Below are 26,960 nucleotides of genomic sequence, written 5' to 3'. Positions count from 1 at the left end.
GACCGCCTCGGCGAGGCGGACGCGGCCCGGCGCGCCCTGGCCAGGGCCGGACAGGTGGCCGGTGAACGCACCGGACGCGGCATCCTCACCACGGACCTGTCCGGTGGCACCGCGGGTGCCGGTCTGGCCCTGCTGCACTTCGGCCTGGTCGACGAGGCGGCGGACCTCGGCGGCTCGCCGGCCGAGCGGCTGGGCGCCGCGGGCCGCCCGCCCGGCCGGCCCGGTCTGCTGTACGGGGCCTCGGGCGCCGCCCTGTTCCTGGTGCGGCTCCATGAGCACACCGGTGAGGACCGCTGGCTCGACCTGGCGGGCGCGGCGCCGGCCGAGGACCTCACCCATGCCTCGGTCGACACCAAGGGCATGCTGTTCCGCCACGGCGGGCACCTCACCCCGTACCTGGCCAACGGCAGCGCCGGTGTGGCGCTCGCGGCCCGCGCGCTGCTGCGCCACCGCGACGACGCCCGGCTGCGCCGGGCGGTCGGGCACATGGAGCGCGCGTGCGCCGCCGAGTTCACGCTGATGCCGGGGCTGTTCGAGGGCCGCGCCGGGCTCGACTGCTCCCCGGACCGCGGCGCGGGCGCTGCGGTCCGGGGCCGGGGCCGGGCCGGACGGTTCCCCGGTCGCCGCGGCACGGGCCCAGGCGCTGCGGCTCGACTGGCATCTGCTGCGCCACGGCGGCCACGCGGCCGTCCCCGGGCAGCACCTGTTCCGGCTCTCCGCGGACCTCGCCACCGGAGCGACCGGTGTGCTGCTGGCCCTGCGGGCGGCGCTGGACGGAACGGGTACGGCGCTGCCCCTGCTCGACCCCTTCCCCGCCGGTGCGGCCCGCCGCTGACGGGAGCCGCACCTCCCGTCACCCCGAGATGTCCCCGGCCGACCGGTCCGGGGCAGAACCCATCACGAAGGAGGTACGCCCATGTCGTTCGTCCTGGACTTGCAGGCGATGCAGGAGGAGTCCGAGTCGATCGTCGAGTCGCTGTGGTGCAGCCACTGGTCCACTCGGGCCTGTATGTGACAGCCCGGCTGCCCGCCGTGTGACCGGACTCAGCAGGTGGGCACTCCGGGCAGCCACTCCGGGCCCTTGATGTAGATGTTGGTCATCCACGAGCCGTCGGTGAGCCTGGACCAGGCATCGTTGGTGTAGCCGTCGGCGGTGACCGTCTGGGCGTGGGCCTGGCAGGTCACGTTGACGGTGGTGGGCTGCGGGAAGTAGTCCACGACGGCGGCGTTCACGTTGGCATCGGAGTGGGTGCGCACGCCGGTGCCCCAGGTCTGGAAGGGCTTGCTGCCTCCGCTGGGCGGCGGGGTGGAGGTGCCGCCGCAGTCCGGGATGCCGGGCAGGGACGCCGGGCCCTTGATGTAGATGTTCGTCAGCCAGGAGCCGTTCGACAGCTTGGCCCAGATGTCGTTGGTGTAGCCGTCGGCGGTGACCTTCTCGGCGTGCTGCTGGCACATCACCGACACCTGGGTGGGGCCGGGGAAGGTGTCCACGACGGACGCCTTGACGCTGGGCGCGGAGTGGGTGCGCACCTGGGTGCCCCAGGTCTCGAAGGTGGTGCCGCCGTTGGCCGGCGGGGGCGGCACCGTGCCGGAGCCGTCGATGCGGACGGCGCCCGCGTAGTCGCCGCCGGTGCGCACCGGCGCCACCCGGATGTGGGTGCCCGACTCGTACGCCTCCACCATCTGTCCGGCGCCGAGGTAGACGGCGACATGGTGGATGTGTCCGCTGCCCCAGAACATCAGGTCGCCGGGGAGGAGGGGTGCCGTGCCCTGGCCCGCGGAGAACCTGGCCGCCGCGTGCGAGGTGTGGAACTGGTCGTCGGCCGTGCCGTTGATCAGGTCGCGGCCGGTCGCCTGGGCGTAGGCGTAGCGGGCCAGTCCGGAGCAGTCGAAGCCCTTGCGCTCGTTGTCGTGGAGGCTGTCGGGGTCGGAGCCGTCGTAGTAGCCGTAGGTCGCGCCCGGGGTGGCGCCGTGGCCGCCGCCCCAGCTGTACCAGACGCCGATCTGGGTGCACGCGGCGCGGACGGCGGCCTCGGCGGTGGCCGAGGCGCCCGGGGCGAGCACGTCGCAGGCGGCCTGCGCGGACGCGGGGGCGGCCGACACCGCGTGCGCCGTCGCGGGCAGGGCGGCGGAGAGGGCGAGGGCGGCGACGGCGGCCAGCGAGCGGCCGGCGATCTGGCGCGTCCTGATGGTGGGGTTCACGGTGCACATCCTCCGTTGACGGTCTGTCGTTGCGGGGACCGCGCCGGGCGTGCGGCGATATGCCTCAACTCGGGTGACCTACATCACACTTCATGGCGGGCGGGCTGCTCATACCCGCTCCGCGCCGCCGCCGTCCCCCCGATGACCCGCCGAGCGCGGCGCCGGCCGAGCGCGCCCCGCGGCGGGCGGCTCCCTGCCCGCCGACCGAGGGACACCCCATGGCCTCCTCCGGACCGCCGACGACCGTCCCGGCCCGATCCCGTTCCGTCCTGCGTCGACGGCTGGCCGCCGGTGTGCCCGTCGCCGCCGCGCTGGCCGGCACGCTGCTCACCGGCCCCGCCGCCGCGGCGCCCACCGCGCCGTCTGTGCCGTCTGTGCCGTCCGCGCCGTCCGCGCCGTCCGCCGCTTCCGGCAACGACGTGTACGTCTGGGCGACCGGCGTCAACCTGCGCCCGTGCCCCCGGGTGTCCACCACCTGCCGCCCCACCGGTGTCCGGCTGGGCCGCGAGTACGCCGCCGCGTACTGCCAGGCCGTCGGCGACCGCGTCGTCGACGGGCCCTACGAGAACACCTACTGGGTCCAGGTCGCCGCGCACGGCCAGGTCGGCTGGATCAGCGCCGTGTATGTGCGCGGCGGCGACAACAACCAGCCCGTCCCCGGTGTCCCGGGCCCCGACAGCTGCGTGTGACCCCTCCGCATCCCGCCCTCCATGTCAGGAGACCCCGTGCGTCCAGACCCCGTGCGTCTGCCGTCCTTCCGCCGCTCCCTCGCCGCACCCGCCGCCCTCGCCGTCACCACCGCCGCCGTCCTGCTGTCCACTGCACCGACCGCCGGGGCCCGGACGGCGGACCCCACCGTCCAGGCCGGCCGGGACCACCACACCTGGGCCAGCGACGTGAACGTCCGCGTCAGCAAAGCCGATCCGAACACCTGCGGACGCCACCCGTCCGTCGCCGACTGCTCCGGCACGAGCGGGGTGCGCGGTGCCGTCGCGCCGGGTGCCGCGGCAAGCGGGACGAAGGAGGGCGCGGCGCCGGTCGCCGCCAAGAGCGCGCGTCCGTACGGCCCTTACAGCGTCACCGCGTACGAGACCGTCAACATCCGCAGCAAGCCCCACACTTCGTCCCGTGCCTTCGACCAGATCCAGGCCGGTGAGACCCGTACGGACGCCCTGTGCTGGACGCACGGCGAGACCGTCCGGGACCACGGCTACACCAACGACGTGTGGATCGGCTTCACCGAGGGGTGGGCCAGCGCGGTCTATCTGAAGGGGAACGAGTACGCGGGGCTGCCGGCCGGCGCGAAGTGCTGAGACGGCGTACGGAATGAGGGGGGCGGGGCCGCGTGCCCCGCCCCCTCGGTCTTCGGACGCTCCGTCAGCAGGGCCGGGCGTCGGCCAGCGCGGCCCGCATCTTCGCGAGGCCGCGCATCCGGTTGCGCTGCACGGTCCCCCGGTGCGCGCCCAGCCACTCCCCCGCCGCGTCGTGGCTGAGCCCCTCCAGGTCCACCAGGATCACCGCGGCGGCCTCCTTCGGCGACAGCAGGGCGAGCAGGGCCAGCGCCGCGCACCGGGCCTCGCAGCGCTCGACTCCCCCGTCCCAGCCGGGCTCGGGCAGCCGCTCGGTGGCCGTCTCCCGGCGGGACGGCCGCTGCCAGGAGTCGCGCAGCAGGTTGAGCGCGGTCGCCGAGGCGTAGGCGTACGGATGCTGCTGGGAGGCCAGGGTGCGCCCCCTGGCCCGGCGGGAGAGCCGCATGTAGGTGTCCTGGAGCAGGTCGTCGGCGTCGTGCGGATTTCCGGTCAGGGTCAGCAGCCGTCGGCGCAGCCGGGGCATGACCTCGGTGAAGACGGCGTCGAACTCGGCCGAGTTCATGCCGTCGAGCGGACGGTCGACGGCGGTGTCGCAGGGCTCGGTGAAGCTCATCGGATGTTCCCCCAGGTGCCCGCGGTTCCACTGGTCAGGTGGTACGGGCTGCTGCTGTGTCCGGCCGGGGCCTGCTGCTCCGGCCGGTGGTGAATGGTGTGGTGCGGACGAACCCGGTACGGACGGGGCGGCCCTGTGCGGACCGGCTCAGGCCGGTGCGGTGGCGTGCTGTGTCCCGTCCGGCAGTTCCACGGGGCCGTAGCGGGCGGCGCGCTGCCCGGACAGCAGCGCCCAGTACCGGTCCCCGTAGGACCAGTGCCACCACTCCGTGGGGTAGTTGACGAATCCGGCGGACGTCAGCGCCCGCCGCATGACCTCGCGGTGGGCACGGGCGGTGGCGTCGATGTCCGGCGCGTCCGTGCGGCACGCGTTGCCGCTCTCCTCCGGGGTCGCGTTCACCTCGGTGCCCAGGGCCAGTTCGGTGCCCTCCTCGGTGCACAGGGTCAGGTCGATCGCGCCGCCGCTGACGTGCGGGGCGACCTCGGGCGGCGAGATGTAGGCGCTGGCCAGCTCCTGGATCCGGGCCGGGGACGCCTCGGGGTGCGCGGCCCGCAGGTCCGCCGAGTACCCCTCGAAATAGACCCGTTGGAGTTCCGGCGGCCGGTACCCCTCGACCACCAGGAACCGCGTCCCCGAGGGGAGCGCGCGCTGTGCCCGCAGAAGCCTGCCGAGGACACCGGACCGGGTCCGGGCGTAGGCGCCGAGGCTGTCGGCCTGCCGGCCGTCGAGCAGCAGCTCCGGTACGTCCCGGAGGTCGACGAGCGGTTCGTCGCAGTCGTCCAGCGGGACGGCCGCCACGCGCGGGTCGGAGAGAGTGATGATGTCGGTCACCCGCCGATGGTCCCGGGCACCTCTGCAAAACCTCTGTAGATGCTCTGCAAGCGTGCTCTGCAAGCGCCCGGCAGGTCCGGCTGCCGCCGACCGGGGCGGCCCGGCTCGCTGCCGGTGAGCAGGACGGACCTCGGTACGGCGGGGCCGGGTGCCGCGTGGGACCTCCGGCCCTGCGCCGTTCAGCCGCGTTCCTCCCACGCCTCCCGGCCACCGAGCGCGCGGAAGGCCGCGTGCGCCTGGCGGCGGGCCTCCTCGGCGGCCGCGCGGTCGCCGTGCGCGGCGTGCACCTCGGCCAGATCGCGCAGGGTGCGGGCGCGCCAGAGCGGCAGGGCGAGCCGTTCCCAGAGGGCGAGCGCCTCCCGCAGCGGGGCTTCCGCGCCGTCCGGGTCTCCCGCCGCGAGGTGCCACTCGCCCCGGGTGCGCAGCACGAGCGCCTGGCCGAAGCGGTCCTGCCGTTCCCGGGCCACCTCCAGGCAGCGGCCCAGCCGCTCGTCCGCCCGGTCCAGCAGTCCTTGCCGCAACTCCACTTTGGCAAGGGCCTGTTCGGTGTACATGAGGCCGAACGAGTCACCGAGGGAGGTGAAGACGCGCAGCGCCTCGGCGAGGACGCCGGTGGCCTCGGACAGCGCACCGCGCGCCCGGTCGCACAGGGCGATCGAGCGCAGGGTGAGCGCCTCGCCCTGGCGGTCGCCGACCCGCCGGAACAGCGCGAGGGACCGGGTCAGCGCCTCCCGGGCCTGGTCGCCGCGCCCCTGCTCGCGGTGGACGTAGCCGATCCCGTAGAGGGTGCGGGCCAGCCCCGCGTCGTCGCCGAGCGCGGCGTACCGCTCCAGGGCGGCGCCGAGCGCTTCGGACGCTTCGCCGAACCGGGCCTGTTCGCGGCGGATGGTGCCGATGCCGACCAGGGCGGTGGCACTGCCCCGCAGCGCGTCGCGCGCGGTGTCGGCCGCCGTTCCCCCCGCGTCGCCCGCATCACCCGCATCACGTAAGTCGCCTGCGTCGCCCGCGTCACGGGCCGTCGGTGTCTGCTCGTCGAACAGGCGCCGCGCCCGCTCCAGGCAGGCGTACGCCTCCTCGAACCTGTCCTGCTCGTAGCGGAGTTGGCCGAGTCCGACCATGAGCCACGCCTCGCCCTCCCCGTCCCCCTCCCGGCGCACCGCGTCCAGGGCGACGGTGTGGGTCTGCGCCCAGACGTCGAACTGGTTGTACAGGGCGGCGGAACTGGCGATCAGGGCGCCCGCCAGTGCGCGCGCGGCCCGGGTCATGCCCTGGGCTGCGCAGTGGTGAACGGCCGAGACCAGGCAGTTCTGTTCGGCGGCGAACCAGGCGGCGGGCCGGGACAGCAGCCGGTCCTGGACCTCGGGGCCCAGGCGGCACTCCGGGTCGGGCTGCGGCAGCAGCCAGGAGGCACCGCCGGGGCCCTGGACGGCCGCGCGGTCGGAGAGCGTGAGCCAGCAGGCGACCAACCGCTCCACGGCGCCGTCGCGTTCGTCGGCGCTCTCCTCGGCATGGCAGCGCTCGCGGGCGTGTTCCCTGACGAGGTCGTGGATGCGGTACCGGTTCTCGCCGGTGCCGTCGGTGCCGAGCACCTCGATGAGGTGGCAGTCGACGAGCCGCTCAACGGCCTCCTCCGCCTCCTCGGTGCCGATGTCGAGGAGGGGCGCGGCGATCCAGGCGGCGAAGTCGGGCAGGTCCATCAGCGCGAGGCGGCGCAGCGCCCGGCGCTCGGGCGGGTCCAGTTCCGCGTAGCCCAGTTCGAGGCTGGTGCGCACCTCCAGGTCGCCGACGCGGAGTTCGTTGAGGCGGCGGCGTTCGTCGAGGAGCCGTCCGACGAGCTGCCCGGGGCTCCAGTGCGGTCGTGCGGCGAGCCGGGCGCCCGCGATCCGCAGGGCGAGCGGGAGCTGACCGCACAGGGCGACGATCTCGGCGAGGTCGTCCGGCTCCGGGCGGGTGCCGGTGCGGCCCGCGACCGTGGTCAGCAGGTGCAGTGCCTCGGCGGGGCCGGGCACCGGCAGGTCGAGGCGGACCGCGCCCTCCAGCGCGGTCAGCCGCCGTCGGCTGGTGATCAGCACGGCCGAGCCGGGTCCGGGCGGCACCAAGGGCCGCAGCCCGGCCTCGTTGGGGGCGTTGTCGAGGATCAACAGGATGCGGCGGCCCGCGAGTTGGGTGCGGTAGAGGCCGATCAGATCGTCGGTTCCGGAGACGGTCTCGGGGTCGACGCCGAGCGCCCGCAGCAGCCTGGCGAGGGCATCGGCTGTGGTCAGCGGGGTGGTGTCGGAGGCGCGCAGGTCGAGGAAGAGGCGGCCGTCGGGGAAGAGGTGCGCCGCGCGGTGGGCGGCGTGGACGGCGAGCGCGGTCTTGCCCATCCCGGGGCGGCCGGAGATGACCGCGACGGGCGGGGCGGTCCTGCCGGGGTCTCGGGCCTGGTCGAGGAGGGCGGTGACCCAGGCGATCTGATGGGTGCGGCCCACGAAGTCCGCGACGTCCGGGGGGAGATGGGAGGGCGGACGGGCCGTCGTCCGGTCACCGGCCGTGGACGCGCCGGGGCCCGCGGAGGTCGCCGGGGCGACCGGGGCCGCCGGGGCCGCCGGGGGCGCGGGCGTCGCCGGGGAGTCCGGGGAGGCCGGGTCGGTGGGCAGGGGAGCCTGCGGGCCGGTGGGCGCGCGGCCCGGCACCTGGCCGGGCGTATGGCTGGGCGCACCGCCGGATGTGCCCGGTATGGGGCCGGACGTGCCGCCGGATGTGCCGGGTATACGGCCGGGCCCGCCGGACGCGGGCGCTTCCGCCGTCCCGGGGTGACCGGCGGCGAGCGCGGGGTCGTTGTGCAGCGCGGCGAGGTGGACCGCGTGCAGTTCGGGTCCCGGGTCGAGGCCGAGGTCGGCGCGGAGTATGTCGCGGCCCTCCTGGTAGACCCGCAGCGCGTCGGGCGCCCGGCCGATCCGGAGCAGGGCGGTCATCAGCTGGGCGCGCGGCCGTTCGCGCAGCGGATGGGCGGCGACATGGGAGAGCAGCGGCGCGACGACCTCGCCGTCGTGCCCCATCTTCAGCCGCAGTGCGAAGAGTTGCTCCTGCGCGACGAGCCGCAGTTCCTTCAGCCGGGCCGCCTCGATCCGGGCGAAGGACTGGGTCACGCCTTCCAGGGCGTCCTGGCCGCGCCACAGGGCGAGGGCCTCGGTGAGCAGGTCGACCGCCTCGGTGTCGCGCCCCGCGTCCGCGGCACGGCGGCCGGCCGACAGCAGCCGCTCGAACCGGCGGGCGTCGACCTGGTCGGGGGTGAGGCCGACGACGTATCCGGGGGCGCGGGTGCGGATCGCGGAGGCGGCACCGGCCGGTGCCAGGGCGCGGCGGGCGGCGGCGACGTGCGAGGCGACCAGCGCGGCCGCGGTCGCGGGGGCGCGTTCCTCCCAGACGAGGTCCACCAGCCGTGCGGTGGACAGGACTTCACCCAGATGCACGACGAGCGCGGACAGCAGCGCCACCGGTCTCGAACCGCCCAGCGGCAGATTCCGGGTCCCGTCCTCCCACACCTCGACGGGACCCAGCAGGCGCACTTCGATCATCGTCCCCCGGCAAGCATCGATCCGCGCACTTGTCCAGACAACGATATCGGCAGGCCGGGCGGGGTGGTCACAGATTTCGGGCCACTGGCCGGTTCCGACCCGTGCGCTGGTGAGAGACCCGGGCGAAGCCCCGACAGGAGCGCTCCCAGCTCGATTTCGGCGCCGACGGGTATTGGCTGGTTCTCGTGGCGTGTCCCACCGGATGCGCCCACGGCGCGGACATCGGTCGGGGCGCGTACGAGCGCATACGCGCGGCGGCGCTCATACGGGACGATCGCGTGCCCCGTCCGCCCTGTGACAACAAGTCACCGAGCGAGGAGACGACCATGACGAACATCCTCCGCGCAGCGGCGCGTTCGCTGCGGCACGCGGTCCCGGCCGGTGCCGTCGCGGCGGCCGCGGCGCTTCCCCTGCTGCTTCCCGCACCGGCCCAGGCGACCACGTCGGACGCCCAGTTGTACGTGTGGGCGACCGGTGTGAACGTACGGGAGTGCGCGGGGGTCTCCGCCAGCTGCCCGCCGATCAAGTACGCGCAGATCGGCAAGCGGTGGGTGACGGCGTACTGCCAGCGGCAGAGCAGCGAGGTGGTGGACGGCCCCTACCGCAACAACTGGTGGGTGCAGGTGAACGCCGGGGGTCCGATCGGGTGGATCAGCGCGGTGTACGTGCGCGGCGGCGACAACGACCAGCCGGTGCCCGGCCTGTCCACCGATTCCGACTGCCACTGACACCCGAGAACGGCGGCGGAGAGCCGCGGCGAAGGACGGCGGCGCGGACGCTCATACGAGGAGCCCGTGGGCGCCGTCTCCCGGACGACGCGTCAGTCACCATCCTTCACCGACACCGAGAGGGGCACCCGCTGTGTCCTCGAAGTCCATGACCCGCCTGTTCTCCTGGCGGGCGCTGTGCACCACCGTGCTCGGCCTGACGGCCGTGCTGGGTCTGATGTCGGCTCCCGCGCAGGCCGACGTCACGACGAGGCCCGTCCACATCTGGGCCAGCCAGGTCCGCGTACGGGAGTGTCAGAGCACCAGCTGCGACCTGGCCACGCAGGAGCGGCTCACCAACGTCACCGTGCAGGCGTTCTGCCAGCGTTGGAACGAACGCGTCTCCGACGGCCCCTACTACAACCACTACTGGGTCGAGATCATCACGCCCGGTCACAGGCTGGGCTGGGTGAGCGCCGTGTACGTCAGCGGCGGGTCCAACGACGGTCCGGTGCCCAACGTGCCCGTCGAGACCGACACCAGCTCCGTGTACTGCGAGTACCCGTAAGCCGCGCGAGGTACGGGGCGTCGACCGCACCACAGGAAAGGGAACATCATGAACGCGCAGGACCCGACGTCCGGACGGCGGCTGCGCCGGGCGGTCGTCGTCCTCGCCTTGGCCGCCTGTCTGAGCACGGGCGTGGCCGGTGTCGCCAGCGCCGACGCTCCGGCACGTGACGGGAGCCGGACCGTCTCGGCGGGCGCCGTCTCGGCGGCGGCGGTCGAGCACTACGGCAACATGGCGACCGGCGGCTGTCTCGACGACAGTGAGCACGGCTTCCGGGGCTACCAGTGCAACAACAGCAACTACCAGAACTGGAGCGTGCGGATCTGGCAGGGGGACGGCACCCGCCAGTTCCGTAACGTCTTCACCGGCCGCTGCATGTACGGCGGTGTCGGTGCCGGGGCCAGGCCGGAGACCCGGGCCTGCGACTCGTCCGAGCAGCAGAGCTGGTGGGTGCACGCGCGGGGCGACCAGGTGAGCTTCGAGAACCAGGCCACCGGTCTCTGTCTCGACGACAGCGAGTACGGCCTGCGCATGATGGTCTGCACCTACAACCGCTACCAGACCTGGCGCTGACGACACGCCGGGCGGGCGCTGCCGGAGGGACGAGCGGGTGGTCCCTCCGGCACCGCGTTCCGCCACACTCCGCCGGATGCTGCCGGGTGCTGCCAGCTGCTGCCGGGTCCGCTTCGGGGTGAGTGCCTGACATCCGCGAGGCCCTTTGAAGCCCGTGAAGCCCGTGAGGACCATGAAGCCCGTGAGGACCATGACCGGGCCCGCGCGCTGTCAGGACTTCATCGCCGGGGAGCTGTAGACCGACCCCACGCGGAATCCGTCGAGCCAGGCGGTGAGGCGTTGCGCCTGTTCATCGAGCAGGCGCTGTTCGGTGGGGGTGACGCGTTCCAGCAGGCGCAGGCTCACCAGACCGGCGGGATCCTGCACCCAGCAGCCCACCACACGGCCGTTGGCCCAGGCGGTCGTGCCCGCGTTTCCTCGGCGGTCGAACAACTGGTCACGGTGGGGGCCGAGATAGAAGTCGCGGTCGCGCCAGCCCATCACCGTCGCGTCGAGGACGGGCAGCAGCGCCGCCCAGGGGCCGGGATCGGTGACCTCGTCGAGGTCGTCGGGCAGCAGCCACCCGGTCGTCCCGCCGTCCAGGGTGACGGGGAGCGCGCCGAGGCCGGCGAGGGCGGCGCGGACGATGGTCCTGGTGGCTCCGAGCCACCACAGCAGGTCGTCCTCGGTGCCGGGGCCGAAGGTGTACAGCCAGCGGCGGACGATCTCCCGGTAGCCGTCCGCTGGGGCGAGGGCGGCGGGCGGGTCGCCCAGCCAGTGGCGCATCAGGGTCCAGCGAGGGCGGGAGGTGTACCAGCCGGCGCCGTTGACACCGCGGACGATGTCCCCGGTGGCGCCCAGTTGGGTCAGTACGCGCGAGGCGGCCCACGGGACGCCGGATGCGGCCGACACCTTCACGTCGATCAGCGGCAGGGCCCCGCGGATCTCCTGGGCCGTACGGCCGTCCGCGGCCGTGGCGAGCAGGTCGACCACCTCGGCGCGGGCGCGGTCGAGCCAGGCGTGGCCGTCGGCCGCGAGACCGGCCTTGACCGTGTCGGCCACGATGCGGGCGCGCTCGGTGGCGGCGACCCGCGCGGACGGCCCGGCCCAGGCGGCGGGGAGCAGGTCGCGGGGGAAGACGAACAGGGTACGGCGCATGGCGAGCTGTTTGACCAGGCCGCGGTCGGTGTGGAGGGCGTGGTCCACGTCGGCGGTCGTCAGCGAGGTCGTGCGGGCGTGGCAGGAGAGGTGGACCGTGGCCGGTTCGGTGGCGTGCAGGACGGTCATCGCCTCGGTGACGGCCCGGGGAGAACCGGCACGGAACGCCGGGGCCAGCGCGTGCCGGACGGCGAGCCGGGCGCGCCGTTCCCTGTCGGTGACGTGGCGCACGGGCAGGCCGGCGCTCTCCGGTGCGGTGCGCGGGGAAGTTTTCGCCATGGGATCCATCGTCCTCGATATCGAGGTCAATTCCTGTCCTCGATTCCGGCGAAGACCTCTGTTCCTGCTCCTGCTCCTGCTCCTGCTCCTGCTCCTGCTCCTGCTCCTGCTCCTGCTCCTGCTCCTGCGGACGTTCCCGCTACGCGAGAGCCGCGCCGGGGCGGTCTCCGGGCAGGGGCGGTGCGGTCTCGGCTCGTACGGCGGGCGTCAGCTCTGCCGGTCGGCGGAGGCGGGGCTGCCGGTGGGCGGGGACGCCTCTTCGGTGGCGGCCCAGGCGGCCAGGAGCTGGAGCCGGTCGTGGTCGGGGGTGCCGGGCGCGACGCTGAGAGCGGTGAGGGAGAGGCCGGGCTGGGCGGGCAGCTCCATGGAGTCGAAGTCGAGGGTGATGTCACCGACGACGGGGTGGCGGAAGGCTTTGCGGCCGGTGTAGTGCAGGCGCACATTGTGTTTGGCCCAGGCGGTGCGGAAGGCGTCACTGCGGGTGACCAGCTCGCCGATCAGGCCGGTCAGCTCGGTGTCACCGGGGGCCCGGCCCGCTTCGGTGCGCAGCAGAGCGACGGTCGTGTTCACCGCTTCCTCCCGGTGGGGGAAGAAGTCGCCTCCGGCGGGGTCGAGGAACTGGAAGCGGGCGATGTTGACCGGCTGCCCGCCGCTGCTGGTGTACAGCGGGCTGTACAGGGCGCGGCAGAGGGGGTTGGCCGCGAGGATGTCCAGGCGTCCGTTGCTGATGAAGGCCGGGCAGTCGCTCATGGAGTTCAGGACGCGCAGCACGCTGTCCGGCAGCGGGCCGCGCGGGCGCCTGGCCCGGCGGGCGGGGCGCCTGGCGGCGGCGCGGGCCAGGTCGTAGAGGTGGGCGCGCTCGGCCTCGTCGAGCTGGAGGGCACCCGCGACGGCGTCGAGGACCTCCTCGGACGCACCGGCGAGGCGGCCGCGCTCGAGGCGGACGTAGTAGTCGATGCTGACGCCGGCGAGGAGGGCGACTTCCTCGCGGCGCAGGCCGGGCACGCGCCGGTTGCCGCCGTAGGCGGGCAGTCCCGCCTGCTGCGGGCTGATCTTGGCGCGGCGGGAGGCCAGGAACTCGCGAATGTCACTCTCGGTACTCACCTCTCCAGGCTAGGACGGCTTCGCCGTGCGCGGGGGGTTCTGTCAGTACCTGTAACGGCAGACCCTTCTCCAGCTCCGTGACCTGCTGTTTCCTCGATATCGGCACCGGCTGGGGGCCGGATCGGGCCCCCGGAGCCGCTTCCCGCCCGGGTGCCCCGCACGACCCACTGGAAGAACAAGGAACCAAGGAACATGGAACCCACCGCTTTCCCCAACGGCTCGCTCACCATGGCGGGCACTCTCCACCTGCCCGAAGGTTCCGCCCCCGGCACCCGGCACGCGGCGGTCGTCGTCGTCCATCCCGGCGGCGGCGTCAAGGAGCAGGCCGCCGGTCTGTACGCCGCCAGGCTGGCCGAGCAGGGCTTCGTGGCCCTCGCCTTCGACGCCTCCTTCCAGGGCGACAGCGGCGGCGAGCCGCACCACCTGGAGGACCCCTACGCCCGCGTCGAGGACGTCCGCGCGGCGGTCGACCACCTCCAGACGCTCCCCTTCGTCGACCCGGAGCGCATCGGTGCCCTCGGCATCTGCGCCGGTGGCGGCTATGCCGTCAACGCCGCGATGACCGACCACCGGATCAAGGCGCTCACCACCGTCAGCGCCGTCAACATCGGCACCAGCTTCCGCCGCGGCTGGTACGGCACCGACTCCGACGCCGCCGCCGTACCCACCCTGAAGGCCCTCGCCGGACAGCGCACCGCCGAGGCCGCCCAGGGGGCCGAGCCCGCGTACCTGCCCTACGTCCCCGCCGAACCGGACGACAGCACCCCCCGCGACCTGGTCGAGGCGGCCGACTACTACCTCACCCCACGTGCCCAGCACCCCAACGCCGAGAACAAGTTCCTGTTCACCAAGAGCGTCTCGCGGATCTTCGCCTTCGACGCCTTCCACCTGGTCGAGGACCTGCTCGTGCAGCCGGTCCTGATCGTCGCGGGCAGCGAGGCGGGTTCGCTGTGGATGTCCACCGAACTGCACGGCCGCGCCCGCGGGCCCAAGCGGCTCCTGGTCGTCGAGGGCGGCACGCACATGGACTTCTACGACGTCCCCGAGTACGTCGACCGCGCCATCGCCGAGGCCGTGCCGTTCTTCACCGGGCACCTCGCGGCCGAGCCCGCGGACCAGGGCTGAACAGCCTGAACAACCTGCACAGAGCGGCCGTCCTGCACTGCTTCGGTCCCCGCCGCCACTCCCCCCTTCCCTCCCCCTCCCCCACTCACCACCAAGGAATCCACCCATGACCGACACCATCGAGCATGTGGCCGTCAAGGCCCTCGCCTGGGAGATCGCCGCCGACCTCCACCTCCCCCCGGAGTTCGACGCGACCCGGCACTACCCCGCGATCGTCAGCGTCCACCCCATCGGCTCGTGCAAGGAACAGACGTCCGGCAACGTCTACGCGAGGGCGCTGGCCGCCGAAGGGTTCGTCGTCATCGCCTTCGACGCCAGCTTCCAGGGCGCGAGCGGCGGGACCCCGCGCTCGGTCGAGGATCCGTACGTCCGGGTCCAGGACATCAGCCAGGTCATCGACCACCTGGTGACGCTGCCGTACGTCGACGCCGACCGCATCGGTGTGATCGGTGTCTGCGGGGGCGGCGCCTACGCCGTCAACGCCACCATGACCGACCGCCGGATCAAGGCCGTCGGAAGCGTCACCGGCGTGAACTTCGGACGGCTCATGCACGAGGCGTTCACCGGCTACGACCCCATCGCCGTCCTCGACGCCATCGCCGAGCAGCGCACGGCGGAGGCCCGCGGAGCCGAGCCCCGGGTGAACCAGTACCTCCCGGACTCTCCCGAGGCGGCCGAGGCACAGGGCCTCACCGAGCTCGACCTGGTCGAGGCCATCGACTACTACCGCACCGACCGCGGACAGGCACCCGGCGGCCGTACCGAGGCACTGTTCTCCCGGCAGGCCACGGCGGTGGGCTGGGACGCCTTCCACCGCGCCGAAGTCCTCCTCACCCGTCCGCTGTGCGTCGTCGTCGGGGACAGGCCCGGGGCGTTCGGCGCGTACCGGGACGGCCTGGAGATCTACCGCCGCGCGGCATCGAAGGACAAGGAACTCGTCGTCGCGGAAGGCTTCTCCCACTACGACCTCTACGACCGGCCCGAGGCGGTCGGGATCGCGCTGGAGCGGCTGATCCCGTTCTACCGCAAGTACCTCCAGGAGGACCCCCACACCCACGCCTGACACCGGCACCACCGGACCACCGGCACACCCCCGCACCACCCGAGCCCCCCCGCGCCACGGCCGGCCGGTCGCCCGCCGGCCGTGGTCCCCGTCCTCCGACAGCGGGCGGGGGATGATACGTTGCACTGGCCCGTGACGCCGCCCGAGGAGGTGAGACCCATGAACGCTGTATCGATGTGGGTGCTCCCCCTGTTCCGTCACGGTCGGCGGCTGACCTAGGTGTCGCCGGGAGCGCCTGGCCAACAAGGCACTCCCGAAGGGCAACACCTATGCAACCCAAGCATTCTTCGCCGACCGCCGTCGACCTGCCGCCGGATGGCGCGTTCGATGTGATCATCGCCGGGTGCGGGCCGACCGGCGCGATGCTGGCCGCCGAACTGCGGCTGCACGACGTGCGGGTGCTCGTCCTGGAGAAGGAGACCGAGCCCACGTCGTTCGTCCGCGTGGTCGGTCTGCACATCCGCAGTATCGAGTTGATGGCCATGCGCGGACTGCTGGACCGCATCCTGCCGCACGGAAGGCGGCGTCCGGCGGGCGGCTTCTTCGCCGCCATCGACAAACCCGCGCCCAAGGACCTGGATTCCACGCACGCCTATCTGCTGGGCATCCCGCAACCGGTCGTCGTGGACCTCCTTGAGCAACACGCGATCGGACTGGGCGCGCAGGTCCGGCGCGGCTGCGCGGTGGCCGGAGTCACGCAGGACGACGAGGGCGTGACCGTCGAACTGGCCGACGGCGAACGGCTGCGCTCGCGCTGGCTCGTCGGCTGCGACGGCGGGCGCAGCACGGTGCGCAAACTCCTCGGCGTCGGCTTCCCCGGTGAGCCCTCGCGGACCGAGACGCTGATGGGCGAGATGGAGGTGGGGGTGCCGCAGGAGCAGATCGCCGCCAAGGTGACCGAGATCTCCCGGACCGAGAAGTCCTTCAGTCTCCGGCCCTTCGGCGGAGGGGCCTATCGCGTCGTGGTGCCCGCCGCGGGCGTCAGCGACCGTGCGGAACCGCCCACCCTCGATGACTTCAGGCAGCGGCTGCGCGCCGTCGCCGGAACCGATTTCGGCGTGCACTCCCCGCGCTGGCTGTCCCGCTTCGGGGACGCCACCCGGCTCGCCGAACGCTATCGGGTGGGGCGGGTGCTGCTGGCCGGCGACGCGGCACACATCCATCCGCCCGTGGGCGGGCAGGGCCTCAACCTCGGCGTCCAGGACGCCTTCAACCTCGGCTGGAAACTGGCCGCACACGTGCGCGGCTGGGCACCGGAAACACTGCTGGACACCTATCAGGCCGAACGCCGTCCGGTCGCCGAGGAGGTGCTCGACAACACCCGCGCCCAGATGGAACTGCGCTCCACCGAACCGGGTCCGCAGGCCGTGCGCAGGCTGCTCACCGAACTGATGGACCTCGACGAGGTGAACCGCCGTCTGATCGAGAAGATCACCGGCATCGGCATCCGCTACGACTTCGGCGAAGGCCCGGATCTCCTCGGCCGCCGCCTGCGCGACATCGACGTACGGCAGGGCAGCCTCTACGGTCTGCTGCACCGCGGCCGCGGCCTGCTGCTGGACCGCACCACGCGTCTGACGACCGGCAGTTGGTCGGACCGGGTGGACCACCTCGCGGACCCCACCGCGGCGCTGGACGCTCCGTGCGTCCTGCTGCGCCCCGACGGCCATGTGGCCTGGATCGGCGACGACCAGCGGGACCTGGACACCCATCTCGCCCGCTGGTTCGGCAACCCCGCCGACTGACCCCTGATGCCACCCGCCCGGACCCGAAAGGTCCGGGCGGAGGACCGGGCCTGAACAATTCAGTCCCGCATCAGCCCCGCATCAGTACCGCACCTCTGGCCCCGCACAACGTCTCGCACAGCGGTGCGGTACACATTTCGGCACTAAGAGACAACAAATACCGTACTTGTCGGTGTCCCGCCCCCGCGACAAACTCCGTTTGTGCCTGAAAATTCTCCTGGTCTCTCGCGACGCATCAGTTCCTGGTCGACTGGGCTGCGCTGGTCGGACGTGCCCGAAGCCGTACGGGGCAGGGCGGTCGACGCGCTGCGGGACGTGGTGGCCGTCATGTTCGGCGGGGCGGCGACGACGGCCGCCCGGCACGCCTCGGCCTACGCCCGTACCGCTCCCGGCGACTCCCCCTTGGCCGGAGGCGGATTCGCCGATCCGGCCAGGGCGGCCTTCGCCAACGCCACCGCGGCGACGGCGCTGGACTTCGAGGACGGCCACTACCTCGGTGGCGGCATCCATCCCGGCTCGGTCGTGGTCGCCGCGGGGCTCGCGGCCACGCCGCCCGGCACGACGGTCGGCGACTTCCTGACCGCCCAGGTCGCGGGGTACGAGGTGGGGCTGCGCGCGGGGGCTCTGCTCTGGCCGCGGCACGCCGACGACTGGTACCACTGCACCGGCACCGCCGGAACCCTGGGCGCCGCCGCGGCCGTGGCCCGGCTGTACGGACTGGACGCCGACGCGACCGCGCGAGCGGTCACCCTGGCGTGGCAGCACGCGCCGATGGCGACATTCGTCCTGCCGATGGCGAAGGAGTCCATCGGCTGGGGCGCGCTCACCGGTGTGACGGCGGCCGATCTGGCCCGCGGCGGATTCCTCGGCCTTCCGGAGGGCTGTCCGCCGCCCGCGTTGCCGGGTTTCGCCGCGACCCCTTTCGATGTTCCCGGAGCCGAGGACAACGACCTGGTCATGAGTTTCGGTGAGACCTTCGAGAGCGGGCGCACCTATTTCAAGAAGTACGCGTGCTGCCGCTACATCCACGCGGCCGCCCACGGTCTCGCAGCACTGCTGCGGGAACTAGGGGTGGCCGCGGCGGAGATCGAGGAGATCGAGGTGCGGACACACCGCGGTGCCCTCTTCCTCGATGAGATCTCGCCGCGCACGCTCGAACAGGCGCAATACAGCTTTCCGCATGTGCTCGCCGCGGTGGCGCTCGACGGTGCCGCGGGGGCCCGGCAGATCGACGAGGAACATCTGGGCGATCCCCGTCGCGACGCGCTCGCCGCCCGGGTGCGGCTCGTCCACGCCCCCGAGCTCGACAGTGCTCCTCCCTCCTCCTATCCCTCACATGTGCGCGTACGGACCGTCGACGGCCGGGAGGCCGAAAGGCTCTGCACCGAGGCGCCCGGCGATCCCGGACTCCCCCTGTCGGACGATGAGTTGTGGCGCAAGTGGCTGGATGTCATGACGCTCGCGGTGCCCGGCGAGGTGACCGAGAGTGTGCTCGACGGGCTCGGGGACCCCGAGCGGATCCTGTCCGATGTGCTGTCACCGGCGTGGAAGGCGGTGCCCCCGCCGGAGCCGGCCACTGCTCCCGGCGCGTCGACGCGGATTCGGTGACGCATCTCACAGAACCCTTGTGCAGAGAAGGCGACTTGATCGATCGCGACATCAGGGGTGCCGCGGGTAAGCAATGAACCCGCAACATGCTACTGGCATGGACCTGCTCACTATCAGTCCTGTCCCCAGTCGCCGGGGACCGGACGCCGGGTCCCGAAGCCGCCGCCGGGAGGTCCCGGACCTTACGTTCCCGACACATCAGCGCAGTTGACAGGCGTTGCGCAGCTCTGTGTATCTTCCAAACAAGCTGACGCTTTGGAGGATGCGATGCCTGCCGAGTCAGAGGCCAGGTGCGTCACAACCATCGTTCGCGCCCGCTCGCGACCCGCTTCATCGAAACGGAGGCCGTCCTGCCGCCCCGGAAGGTTCTGAGCCATGGGCGAGCCGACCACAACCGCGCCGACCACAATCGCTGTGACGGACCCGAGCGGTGCGGAATCCGGCCGTGAGCCGCTCCCTCCGCTGACCCCCGTCACCCATGTGCCGATCAGTGCCCTGACAACCGGGGAATCGCCCCGGTCGAACGGCACCGACATCGAAAGATGCCGCGAACTCGCCGAGACCGAAGGTGAGTTGCCCGCCATAGTGGTCCACCGCGAGACGATGCGCGTGGTGGACGGGGCACACCGGCTGCGTGCCGCCGAACTGCGCGGCGACGAGCTCATCGCGGTGCGATTCTTCGACGGACCCGCACGCGACGCGTATGTGCTGTCCGTCGAGGCGAACACACGGCACGGCACACCCCTGTCGAGAGCTGAGCGCACGGCCGCCGCGACCCGCATCATCGGTTCCCACCCCCAGTGGTCCGACCGGGCGATCGCGCAGGTGGCGGGGTTGTCCGCGCATACGGTCGCCGCGCTGCGCCAGCGTTCGAGGGAGCGGACCGCTCAGTCGAACAGCAGGATCGGGCGGGACGGACGCGTACGACCGGTCAGCAGTGCCGAAAGCCGCAGACTGGCGGGCAAGTTGATGCGCAGCGATCCCAAGGCGTCGCTGCGCCAGATCGCCGACCGCGTCGGCCTCTCGCCCGCCACCGTGCTCGACGTGCGCCGTCGGCTCGACCGGGGCGACGACCCCGTGCCGACGGGCCGCCGCACCCGGGCGGCCGGACCGGCGAAGCCGCCGGTCCGCGAGGAACGGGATGCCCGGGACAGCCTCGACGCACTGCTGCACAACCTGGCCAAGGACCCGGCGCTCCGCTTCACCGACGCCGGGCGGCTGCTGCTGCGCCGCCTGCACCGGCAGGCGGTGAGCACAGAGGAACAGGCCAGTCTCCTCGACGACGTGCCCGCGCACTGCGCGGTCCCGGTCGCCGTGTTCGTACGCCGCTGCGCCGAACGCTGGCTGGAAGTGGCGGAGGAATTGGAACGACGCAGGTGTCAGCCGGCCTGAGACCCGGAATTCCGTCCGGTCGCGTTCACCTTTCCGACCACTCCGACAGCGACACCGGCACCGGCACCATCGAAATCGACTTCGACTTCGACTTCGTTTTGGTGCTTGCACAGAACAGAAACACTTTTATGTCCGCCACCGTTCCATGACGGTCGGCGACGGCCCATGACGTGCGGCTCGGCAGGTGCTTCGGAGCACCTGCCGAGCCGCACGTCTTCGTGTGCCCGAGAACATCCCCCACCTGTAACGCGATGGTCTTCCGGCTGTTGCGCGCAGGCCATTCTCCGCGCGCAGCGCGCTGTGCGTTCACCCCTGCGCCCTTCCCTTCTGTTGAACCTCGGCACGCCTCGTTAGCATCGCTTCCCGGGCCACGCCGAGGAGCGTCGGCCAACTCCCCTTTCTCACCTGTCCGGCAGGCATTCCGTGCGCCTGCCGGAATTTCTCCCACCGGCACGTCCACCCTTTCGACGAGAGGAAATCCATGACCATTTCCAGTGACCCGGCGGCCTTCGACGAGGCCGGGCCCGGCCTCGATCCCACCCAGGCGTGGGGCTTCGAGACCCGGCAGATCCACGCGGGCCACTCACCCGACCCGGCGAGCGCCGCCAGGGCCCTGCCGATCTACCAGACCACTTCCTACGCCTTCGAGAGCACCGAGCACGCCCGCGCGCTGTTCTCCCTGGAGGACACCGGCAACGTCTACGGCCGGATCATGAATCCGACCCAGGACGCCATCGAGCAGCGGATCGCGGCCCTGGAGGGCGGTGTCGCGGCCCTGCTGCTCTCCTCCGGGCAGGCTGCGGTGGCCACGTCGATCCTGAACCTGGCCGCCGCGGGCGACCACATCGTGACCAGCCCCCGGCTCTACGGCGGCAGTTACACCCTCTTCCGGCACACCCTGGCCCGCTACGGCATCACGGTGTCCTTCGTCGAGGACCCGGACGACCTCGACCAGTGGCGGGCCGCCGTCCGGCCCGAGACCAAGGCGTTCTTCGGGGAGAGCATCTCCAATCCCCGCAACGACGTGTTCGACATCGAGGGGGTCGCCGCGGTGGCCCACGAGCACGGCGTGCCGCTCGTCATCGACAACACGGTGGCCACGCCCTACCTCGTCCGGCCCCTGCTGCACGGCGCCGACATCGTGGTGCACTCGGCCACGAAGTACCTCGGCGGGCACGGCACCACCATCGCCGGTGTGCTGGTGGACGGCGGGACCTTCGACTGGTTCTCCGGGCGCTTCGCCAACTTCACCGACCCGGACCCCAGTTACCACGGTCTGGTCTACGCCGAGCTGGGCCCGCCCGCGTACGCGGTCAAGGCCCGGGTCTCGCTGCTGCGCGATCTCGGCCCGGCCATCTCGCCGTTCAGCGCCTTCCTCCTCGGCCAGGGCATCGAGACCCTGAGCCTGCGGGTGGAGCGCCATGTGCAGAACGCCACGGCGGTCGCCGAGTTCCTCGAGGCGCGGCCCGAGGTGTCCTCGGTGGCCTATGCCGGGCTGCCGTCCTCCCCCTGGTTCGAGCGCGGCCGGAAGCTCGCGCCCCGGGGCACGGGCGCCGTCGTCAGCTTCGAGCTGGCGGACGGGGAGAAGGCGGCCACCGCCTTCATCGACGCGCTGACCCTGCACAGCCATGTGGCCAACATCGGGGACGTGCGCTCCCTGGTGCTGCACCCGGCGACCACCAGTCACGCGCAGCTCAGCACGGAGGAGCGGCTCACGGCGGGCGTCACGCCCGCGACCGTGCGGCTGTCGGTCGGCATCGAGTCGATCGACGACCTCCTCGCGGATCTGCGCGCCGGCTTCGCCGCGGTGGCGCGGTGACGGTCGGTGTGCTGCGGTCCGTGCCCCGGGCGGCCTTCCCGCCGCCCGACGGCCGGCCGTGCCTCGTCGAGGTGGGGCCGCTGGCCCTGGAGTCCGGGGCGGTACTGCCCGGGGTACGGCTCGCCGTGCAGTGCTGGGGCCGTCCCTCCGCCCTGCGGGACAACGTCGTCCTGGTGCTGCACGCGCTGACCGGCGACGCGCACGTGGCCGGGCCCGCCGGGCCCGGCCAGCCCACCCCGGGCTGGTGGGACGGCGTCGTCGGGGAGGGCCGCGCGGTGGACACCGGGCGGTGGTGCGTGCTCGCGGCCAATGTGCTCGGCGGCTGCCGCGGCAGTACGGGACCCGCGTCGCCGCACCCCTCGGGCGGAGCGTGGGGCGGCCGGTTCCCGGAGGTGAGCATCCGCGACCAGGTCGCCGCCGAGGCCGCGCTGGCCGACGCGCTCGGCATCGGCCGGTTCGCCGCCGTGGCCGGCGGGTCGATGGGCGGGGCGCGGGCGCTGGAGTGGGCGGTCGGCCACCCGGAGCGGGTCGGTGCGGCGCTGGTCCTCGCCGTGGGCGCGCGGGCGACCGCCGACCAGATCGGCACCCAGAGCACCCAGATCGAGGCCATCACCCGCGATCCGCACTGGCAGGGCGGGGACTATCACGGCAGCGGACGGCTGCCGACCGGCGGCCTCGCCCTGGCCCGGCGCATCGCCCATCTCACGTACCGCACCGAACTCGACCTCGACGCGCGGTTCGCGAACCGCCCGCAGGAGGCGGGCCGTCCGCTGCCCGCCGTGGAGAGCTATCTGCGCCACCAGGCGCGCAAACTCGTCGACCGCTTCGACCCGGGCAGCTATGTGGCGCTCACCCGCGCGCTCAACGGCCACGACGTGGGCCGGGACCGGGGCGGGGTGGACGCCGCGCTCGCCGGCTGTCCGGTGCCGGTGGTCGTCGCCGGGATCGACAGCGACCGCCTGTACCCGCTGCGACTCCAACGCGAACTGGCCGAGAAGCTGCCCGGCTGCACCGGCCTGGAGGTCATCGGCTCCCGCCAGGGGCACGACGGGTTCCTGACCGAGACCGCGGCCGTCGCCGACCTCCTGACCACCACCCTGCGGCGCGCCTCCGGCTGAGGCGCGCCGCGTACCGCACGAGAGGAGCCCCCGTGGCCCGCATCCCCTATCCGGAGTTCGCCCCGGACTTCGACATGCCCACACCGATCTACGGCAGCCCGCACGACGCGACGCTGCTCAACGTCTTCCGGGTCCTCGGGCACAGCCCCGCTCTGCTGACCGCGGTGGCGAACATCGGGCACACCCAGCTCACCGAGGGCCGACTGTCCGATCCCGACCGCGAGTTGGTGATCCTGGCCGCAGGCCGGTGCTTCGGGGCGGACTACGTGTGGGCCCAGCACGAGCAGCTCGCCGCCGAGTTCGGCCTCCGCGCCGACCAGCTCACCGCGCTGCGCGAGCGGCGTCTCACCGCCGACTGCTTCGACGGCCCCCAGCGCGATCTGCTGGCCTTCGTCTCGGCGGTGGCCGCGACCGCCCGCGTCGAGGACACCCTGTTCCAGCGCGTCCGGGAGCGGCACGGTGACCGCGGCGTCGTCGAGATCATCGCCCTGACCGGGGTGTACTTCCTGGTCTCCCGGATCACCACGACCCTCGACGTCGACATCGACAGCCGCGAACTGGACAGCGCCCTGTCGGCGGCCGGCCGCCCCCAGGACTGAGCCGCCCCTCGGCTCGCCCCACTCGCCGCCGCCGCACACCTCCCCGCCCTCCGCTCGCCCCACGCACCGCCGCCGCTCGCCCCCGCGCCGCCGCCGCGTGCCACCCCCGCACGACGCGGTCCCGCGCGCCCGCACGCGGCGCCCGAGAAGGAGAAGCCCATGATGAGCAAGCCCACCGGAGCCGAGGTCCCCCCGCACCCGGCCGAAGCCGTCGCCGTCGTCGGCATGTCCTGCCGGTTCGCACAGGCGCCGACGCCCGACGCGCTGTGGTCGCTCCTGCGCGACGGCCGCGACGCCATCGGGGAGGTGCCACCGGATCGCTGGGACGCGACGGCCTTCCACGATCCCGACCGGGCGGCACCCGGCCGGATGAACTCCCGCTGGGGCTCGTTCCTCGATGATGTCGACCGCTTCGACCCGGCCTTCTTCCGGCTGTCGCCGCGCGAGGCCGCGATGACGGACCCGCAGCAGCGGCTCATGCTGGAGCTGGGCTGGGAGGCCCTGGAGGATGCCCGGGTGCGGCCCGGTGCGCTGCGCGGCCGCCGGGTCGGGGTCTTCGTCGGTTCGATCTGGGACGACTTCGCGCACCTGGTCTACCGGGACGCGGTGGCCGCCGGGACCCAGCACACCATGCCCGGCGTGCACCGCGGCATGATCGCCAACCGGCTCTCGCACTTCCTCGGCGTCACCGGCCCGAGCCTGGTCGTGGACACCGGGCAGTCCTCGTCCCTGGTCGCCCTGCACCTGGCCTGCCAGAGCCTGCGCAGCGGCGAGTCCGAGACGGCCGTCGCGAGCGGCGTCAACCTGAGCCTGCTGCCGGAGACTTCGGTCATCTCCACCAAGTGGGGCGGTCTGTCGCCCGACGGCCGCTGCTACACCTTCGACGCGCGCGCCGACGGCTATGTCAGGGGCGAGGGCGGCGGCGCCGTCGTGCTCAAGCCGCTGGCCCGCGCGCTGGCCGACGGCGACCGGATCTACTGCGTCGTACGGGGCGGCGCCATCAACCACGGCAGCGGCGCCGGGCTGACGGTCCCCGAGGAGCGGGCCCAGCGCGACGTGCTGCGCCTCGCGTACGAGAACGCCGGCGTCGACCCGGGCATGGTGCAGTACGTGGAACTCCACGGCACCGGGACCAAGGTCGGCGATCCGATCGAGGCGGCTGCGCTGGGCTCGGTGGTCGGCACCGCGGGCACGGACCGCACCCTGCGCGTCGGTTCCGTGAAGACCAACCTCGGGCATCTGGAGGGCGCGGCCGGGATCGCCGGGTTCCTCAAGGTGGCCCTCAGCGTGTGGCACCGGCAGCTCCCGGCCAGCCTCAACTACCGTACGCCGAACCCGCGGATCCCCTTCGCCGAGCTGCGCCTCGCGGTGCAGAGCGAGCCCGGCGACTGGCCCCTGCGGGACGCTCCGCTGCTCGCGGGCGTCAGTTCCTTCGGCATGGGCGGCGCGAACTGCCATGTGGTGGTGTCCGAGGCGCCGCGGCCCGCCACGGGCGAGCCGCGGGACACGAGTGGCGTGAGCGGGCCCCCGGTCACCGCATGGGTCCTGTCGGGCCGTACCCCGCGGGCGCTCCAGGACCAGGCCGAACGCCTCCACGACCATCTCACCCGCACCCCCGGCTGGCACCCCGCCGACATCGGACTCTCCCTCGCCGCCACCCGCACCCACTTCGAGCACCGCGCCGTCATCACCGCCACCGACCCCGACACCCTCCTCGACCACCTCACCCGGGTCGAGCACACCGAGCCGGTCTCCGGCTCCCTCGCCTTCCTGTTCACCGGCCAGGGCTCCCAGCGCGCGGGCATGGGCGGTGAACTCCGCGCCCACCACCCGGTGTTCGCCCGCGCCTTCGACGAGGTCTGCGAGCACTTCCCCGGGCTGTCCCTGCGCGAGGCGGTCACCACCGGCGAGGGCCTCGGCCGGACCGCCCTCACCCAACCCGCCCTGTTCGCCCTCGAAGTAGCCCTCCACCGGCTCGTCACGGCGTACGGCGTCACCCCGGGCCACCTCGTCGGGCACTCCGTCGGGGAGATCGCGGCCGCCCATGCCGCCGGTGTCCTGAGCCTGCCGGCCGCCGCAACGCTCGTCGAGGCCCGCGGGCGCCTGATGCAGGAACTCCCGCGCGGCGGCGCCATGATCGCGGTCGACGCCCCGGAGGAGACCGTCGCGCCGCTGCTCACCTCCCAGGTCACCGTCGCGGCGGTCAACGGCCCCGCGGCCGTCGTCATCGCGGGCGACCACGACGAGGCGCACCGGATCGCCGATGAGCTCACCGGACGCGGCCACACGTGCGTCCCGCTGGCGGTGAGCCACGCCTTCCATTCACCGCGCATGGACCCCATGCTCGACGCCTTCCGCGAGACCCTGGCCACCCTCACCTTCAACGAACCGGCCGTCCCGGTCGTCTCCACCGTCACCGGCCGGCTCGCCACCCCCGGGCTGCTCGCCACACCGGACCACTGGATCGCCCACGCCCGCGGCACCGTCCGCTTCCACGACGCCGTCCTGACCGCCGAACAGCTCGGTGCCCGCACCTTCCTGGAGCTCGGCCCCGACGCCACCCTCGCATCCCTCGTCCCGCGCAGCGCCCGGCACCCCGGCACGACGGCCACGTCGCTCCTCCGCCGGAACCGGCCGGAGCCCGAGACCTTCCTGCGCGCCCTCGCCCACCTGTTCACCCGCGGCACACCCGTCGACTGGGAGCAGACGTACGCCCACACGGATGCCCGGGTCGTGAGCCTGCCCACCTACGCCTTCCAGCGCGAACGGCACTGGCTCGACACCCTGGACACCGCTCCCCGGCCCGCGCAGGCCGTGCGGACCGTGCGGTCCGCGCCTCCGGCCGAAACCGAGGCGGTCGAGGCGGTCGAGGCGGTCGAGGCGACTGAACCGACCGACCCGGCCGAGGCAAAGCGCGAGGAGGCCCCCGCCGCCTCGCCGCCGGCCGATGCCCGCGCGCTGCGCGCCCTGGTGCTCGCCCATGCCGCGGCGGTCCTCGGCTACGGCGACCCGGGCGACATCAACCCGGGGCACACCTTCAGCGATCTGGGCTTCGACTCGTTCGCCGCCGTCGAGTTCCGTACGCGGCTCGGTGCGGCCGTGGGGCTCTCGCTGCCCACGGGCCTCGTCTTCGAGCACCCGACCCCAGGTGACGTGATCGCCCATCTCGGCGAGCGGCTGGCGGCCACGAGCGGACCGGACGCTCCGGCGGACACCGGTGGTGAACCGCCCGCAGATGACGATCCGTTGGTGATCGTCGGCATGGCCTGCCGCTACCCCGGCGGCGTCACCTCACCCGACGACCTCTGGAACCTCCTCACCACCGAGACCGACGCCATCACCGACTTCCCCACCAACCGCGGCTGGAACCCNAACCTCCACCACCCCGACCCCGACACCCCNNACACCACCTACACCCGAGGCGGCGGCTTCCTCCACGACGCCGACCACTTCGACGCNCCCTTCTTCGGCATCTCACCCCGCGAAGCCGTCGCCATGGACCCCCAACAACGCCTCCTCCTCGAAACCGCCTGGCACACCATCGAACACGCCCACATCGACCCCCACACCCTCCGCGGCACCGACACCGCCGTCTACATCGGCGCGA

At 73.0% G+C, this 26,960-nt stretch carries 21 protein-coding genes; 14 read left to right on the top strand and 7 right to left on the bottom strand.

From position 1 onward, the window contains the following. Nucleotides 1-1,044: 1,044 nt before the first annotated feature. Nucleotides 1,045-2,211: a C40 family peptidase gene (locus B086_RS0107245; RefSeq protein ID WP_018565739.1), complete on the bottom strand. Its 1,167-nt coding sequence runs from the start codon at nucleotides 2,209-2,211 to the stop codon at nucleotides 1,045-1,047. Between the two features lie 209 nt (nucleotides 2,212-2,420). On the opposite strand from B086_RS0107245, the gene B086_RS0107240 reads away from it, so the two are divergent. Continuing rightward, the gene (locus B086_RS0107240; RefSeq protein WP_018565738.1) at nucleotides 2,421-2,891 is read left to right on the top strand and encodes a hypothetical protein; all 471 of its coding nucleotides are present in this window, start codon (nucleotides 2,421-2,423) and stop codon (nucleotides 2,889-2,891) included. Between the two features lie 36 nt (nucleotides 2,892-2,927). Next, on the top strand, nucleotides 2,928-3,515 hold the full coding sequence (locus B086_RS41865) for a hypothetical protein (RefSeq protein WP_158690368.1): 588 nt from the start codon (nucleotides 2,928-2,930) through the stop codon (nucleotides 3,513-3,515). Nucleotides 3,516-3,579: 64 nt separating this feature from the next. Here B086_RS41865 and B086_RS0107230 read toward each other — a convergent pair whose 3' ends face one another. From B086_RS0107230 to B086_RS0107220, 3 genes are all read right to left on the bottom strand, one after another. Next, nucleotides 3,580-4,125 carry an RNA polymerase sigma factor gene (locus B086_RS0107230; protein WP_018565736.1) on the bottom strand — a complete coding sequence of 182 codons (546 nt, stop codon included), beginning with the start codon at nucleotides 4,123-4,125 and terminating at the stop codon, nucleotides 3,580-3,582. A 147-nt stretch (nucleotides 4,126-4,272) separates the two neighbouring features. Next, on the bottom strand, nucleotides 4,273-4,956 hold the full coding sequence (locus tag B086_RS0107225; RefSeq protein ID WP_018565735.1) for a M15 family metallopeptidase: 684 nt from the start codon (nucleotides 4,954-4,956) through the stop codon (nucleotides 4,273-4,275). 179 nt (nucleotides 4,957-5,135) lie between these two features. After that, nucleotides 5,136-8,516, bottom strand: coding sequence for an AfsR/SARP family transcriptional regulator (locus tag B086_RS0107220; protein WP_018565734.1), 3,381 nt, complete (start codon nucleotides 8,514-8,516; stop codon nucleotides 5,136-5,138). A 326-nt stretch (nucleotides 8,517-8,842) separates the two neighbouring features. Between B086_RS0107220 and B086_RS0107215 the strand changes: the two genes are divergently transcribed. The 3 genes from B086_RS0107215 to B086_RS41860 all read left to right on the top strand — a co-directional run bounded on the left by B086_RS0107215 (nucleotide 8,843) and on the right by B086_RS41860 (nucleotide 10,364). Then, nucleotides 8,843-9,244 (top strand): hypothetical protein, encoded by a 402-nt coding sequence (locus tag B086_RS0107215; RefSeq protein WP_018565733.1) that lies wholly within the window; start codon nucleotides 8,843-8,845, stop codon nucleotides 9,242-9,244. A 133-nt stretch (nucleotides 9,245-9,377) separates the two neighbouring features. Further along, the gene (locus B086_RS0107210; protein WP_158679302.1) at nucleotides 9,378-9,791 is read left to right on the top strand and encodes a hypothetical protein; all 414 of its coding nucleotides are present in this window, start codon (nucleotides 9,378-9,380) and stop codon (nucleotides 9,789-9,791) included. A gap of 48 nt (nucleotides 9,792-9,839) precedes the next feature. Further along, on the top strand, nucleotides 9,840-10,364 hold the full coding sequence (locus B086_RS41860; RefSeq protein WP_018565731.1) for an RICIN domain-containing protein: 525 nt from the start codon (nucleotides 9,840-9,842) through the stop codon (nucleotides 10,362-10,364). Nucleotides 10,365-10,574: 210 nt separating this feature from the next. Here the strand turns inward: B086_RS41860 and B086_RS0107200 are convergent, their stop codons facing one another. Both B086_RS0107200 and B086_RS0107195 read right to left on the bottom strand, forming a co-directional pair. Next, complete coding sequence (locus B086_RS0107200; RefSeq protein WP_018565730.1) at nucleotides 10,575-11,780, bottom strand: winged helix DNA-binding domain-containing protein; 1,206 nt, start codon at nucleotides 11,778-11,780, stop codon at nucleotides 10,575-10,577. Nucleotides 11,781-11,987: 207 nt separating this feature from the next. Further along, entirely contained in the window at nucleotides 11,988-12,884 is an 897-nt protein-coding gene (locus tag B086_RS0107195; RefSeq protein WP_018565729.1) for a helix-turn-helix transcriptional regulator, read from the bottom strand. A gap of 192 nt (nucleotides 12,885-13,076) precedes the next feature. On the opposite strand from B086_RS0107195, the gene B086_RS0107190 reads away from it, so the two are divergent. The 5 genes from B086_RS0107190 (at nucleotide 13,077) to B086_RS0107170 (ending at nucleotide 19,817) form a co-directional block, all read left to right on the top strand. Continuing rightward, nucleotides 13,077-14,009, top strand: coding sequence for an alpha/beta hydrolase (locus B086_RS0107190; protein ID WP_018565728.1), 933 nt, complete (start codon nucleotides 13,077-13,079; stop codon nucleotides 14,007-14,009). 106 nt (nucleotides 14,010-14,115) lie between these two features. Next, nucleotides 14,116-15,072: an alpha/beta hydrolase gene (locus B086_RS0107185; protein WP_018565727.1), complete on the top strand. Its 957-nt coding sequence runs from the start codon at nucleotides 14,116-14,118 to the stop codon at nucleotides 15,070-15,072. Between the two features lie 269 nt (nucleotides 15,073-15,341). Beyond that, on the top strand, nucleotides 15,342-16,817 hold the full coding sequence (rox, locus tag B086_RS0107180) for a rifampin monooxygenase (RefSeq protein WP_018565726.1): 1,476 nt from the start codon (nucleotides 15,342-15,344) through the stop codon (nucleotides 16,815-16,817). Nucleotides 16,818-17,018: 201 nt separating this feature from the next. Continuing rightward, complete coding sequence (locus tag B086_RS0107175) at nucleotides 17,019-18,425, top strand: MmgE/PrpD family protein (protein WP_078531000.1); 1,407 nt, start codon at nucleotides 17,019-17,021, stop codon at nucleotides 18,423-18,425. A 375-nt stretch (nucleotides 18,426-18,800) separates the two neighbouring features. Then, the gene (locus B086_RS0107170) at nucleotides 18,801-19,817 is read left to right on the top strand and encodes a ParB/RepB/Spo0J family partition protein (RefSeq protein ID WP_078530999.1); all 1,017 of its coding nucleotides are present in this window, start codon (nucleotides 18,801-18,803) and stop codon (nucleotides 19,815-19,817) included. Nucleotides 19,818-19,842: 25 nt separating this feature from the next. On the opposite strand, the gene B086_RS44530 is transcribed toward B086_RS0107170, so the two are convergent. Further along, entirely contained in the window at nucleotides 19,843-20,127 is a 285-nt protein-coding gene (locus B086_RS44530; RefSeq protein WP_158690367.1) for a hypothetical protein, read from the bottom strand. Nucleotides 20,128-20,298: 171 nt separating this feature from the next. On the opposite strand from B086_RS44530, the gene B086_RS39345 reads away from it, so the two are divergent. The 4 genes from B086_RS39345 to B086_RS0107150 all read left to right on the top strand — a co-directional run. Beyond that, nucleotides 20,299-21,636, top strand: a complete 1,338-nt coding sequence (locus B086_RS39345; protein ID WP_018565723.1) for a bifunctional o-acetylhomoserine/o-acetylserine sulfhydrylase — start codon at nucleotides 20,299-20,301, stop codon at nucleotides 21,634-21,636. Then, nucleotides 21,633-22,754, top strand: a complete 1,122-nt coding sequence (metX, locus tag B086_RS0107160) for a homoserine O-acetyltransferase MetX (protein ID WP_018565722.1) — start codon at nucleotides 21,633-21,635, stop codon at nucleotides 22,752-22,754. The genes B086_RS39345 and metX overlap by 4 nt, the downstream gene beginning before the upstream one ends. A 32-nt stretch (nucleotides 22,755-22,786) precedes the next feature. Continuing rightward, a complete protein-coding gene (locus B086_RS0107155) occupies nucleotides 22,787-23,353 on the top strand; it encodes a carboxymuconolactone decarboxylase family protein (RefSeq protein WP_018565721.1) in 567 nt (188 codons plus the stop codon). A gap of 159 nt (nucleotides 23,354-23,512) precedes the next feature. Next, on the top strand, nucleotides 23,513-26,960 hold a 3,448-nt coding region (locus tag B086_RS0107150), incomplete at its 3' end, for a type I polyketide synthase (protein WP_018565720.1).

The sequence above is a fragment of the Streptomyces sp. PsTaAH-124 genome (genome assembly GCF_000373685.1).
Taxonomy (GTDB): domain Bacteria; phylum Actinomycetota; class Actinomycetes; order Streptomycetales; family Streptomycetaceae; genus Streptomyces; species Streptomyces andamanensis.
This window is presented reverse-complemented; position numbering and strand designations above follow the sequence as displayed.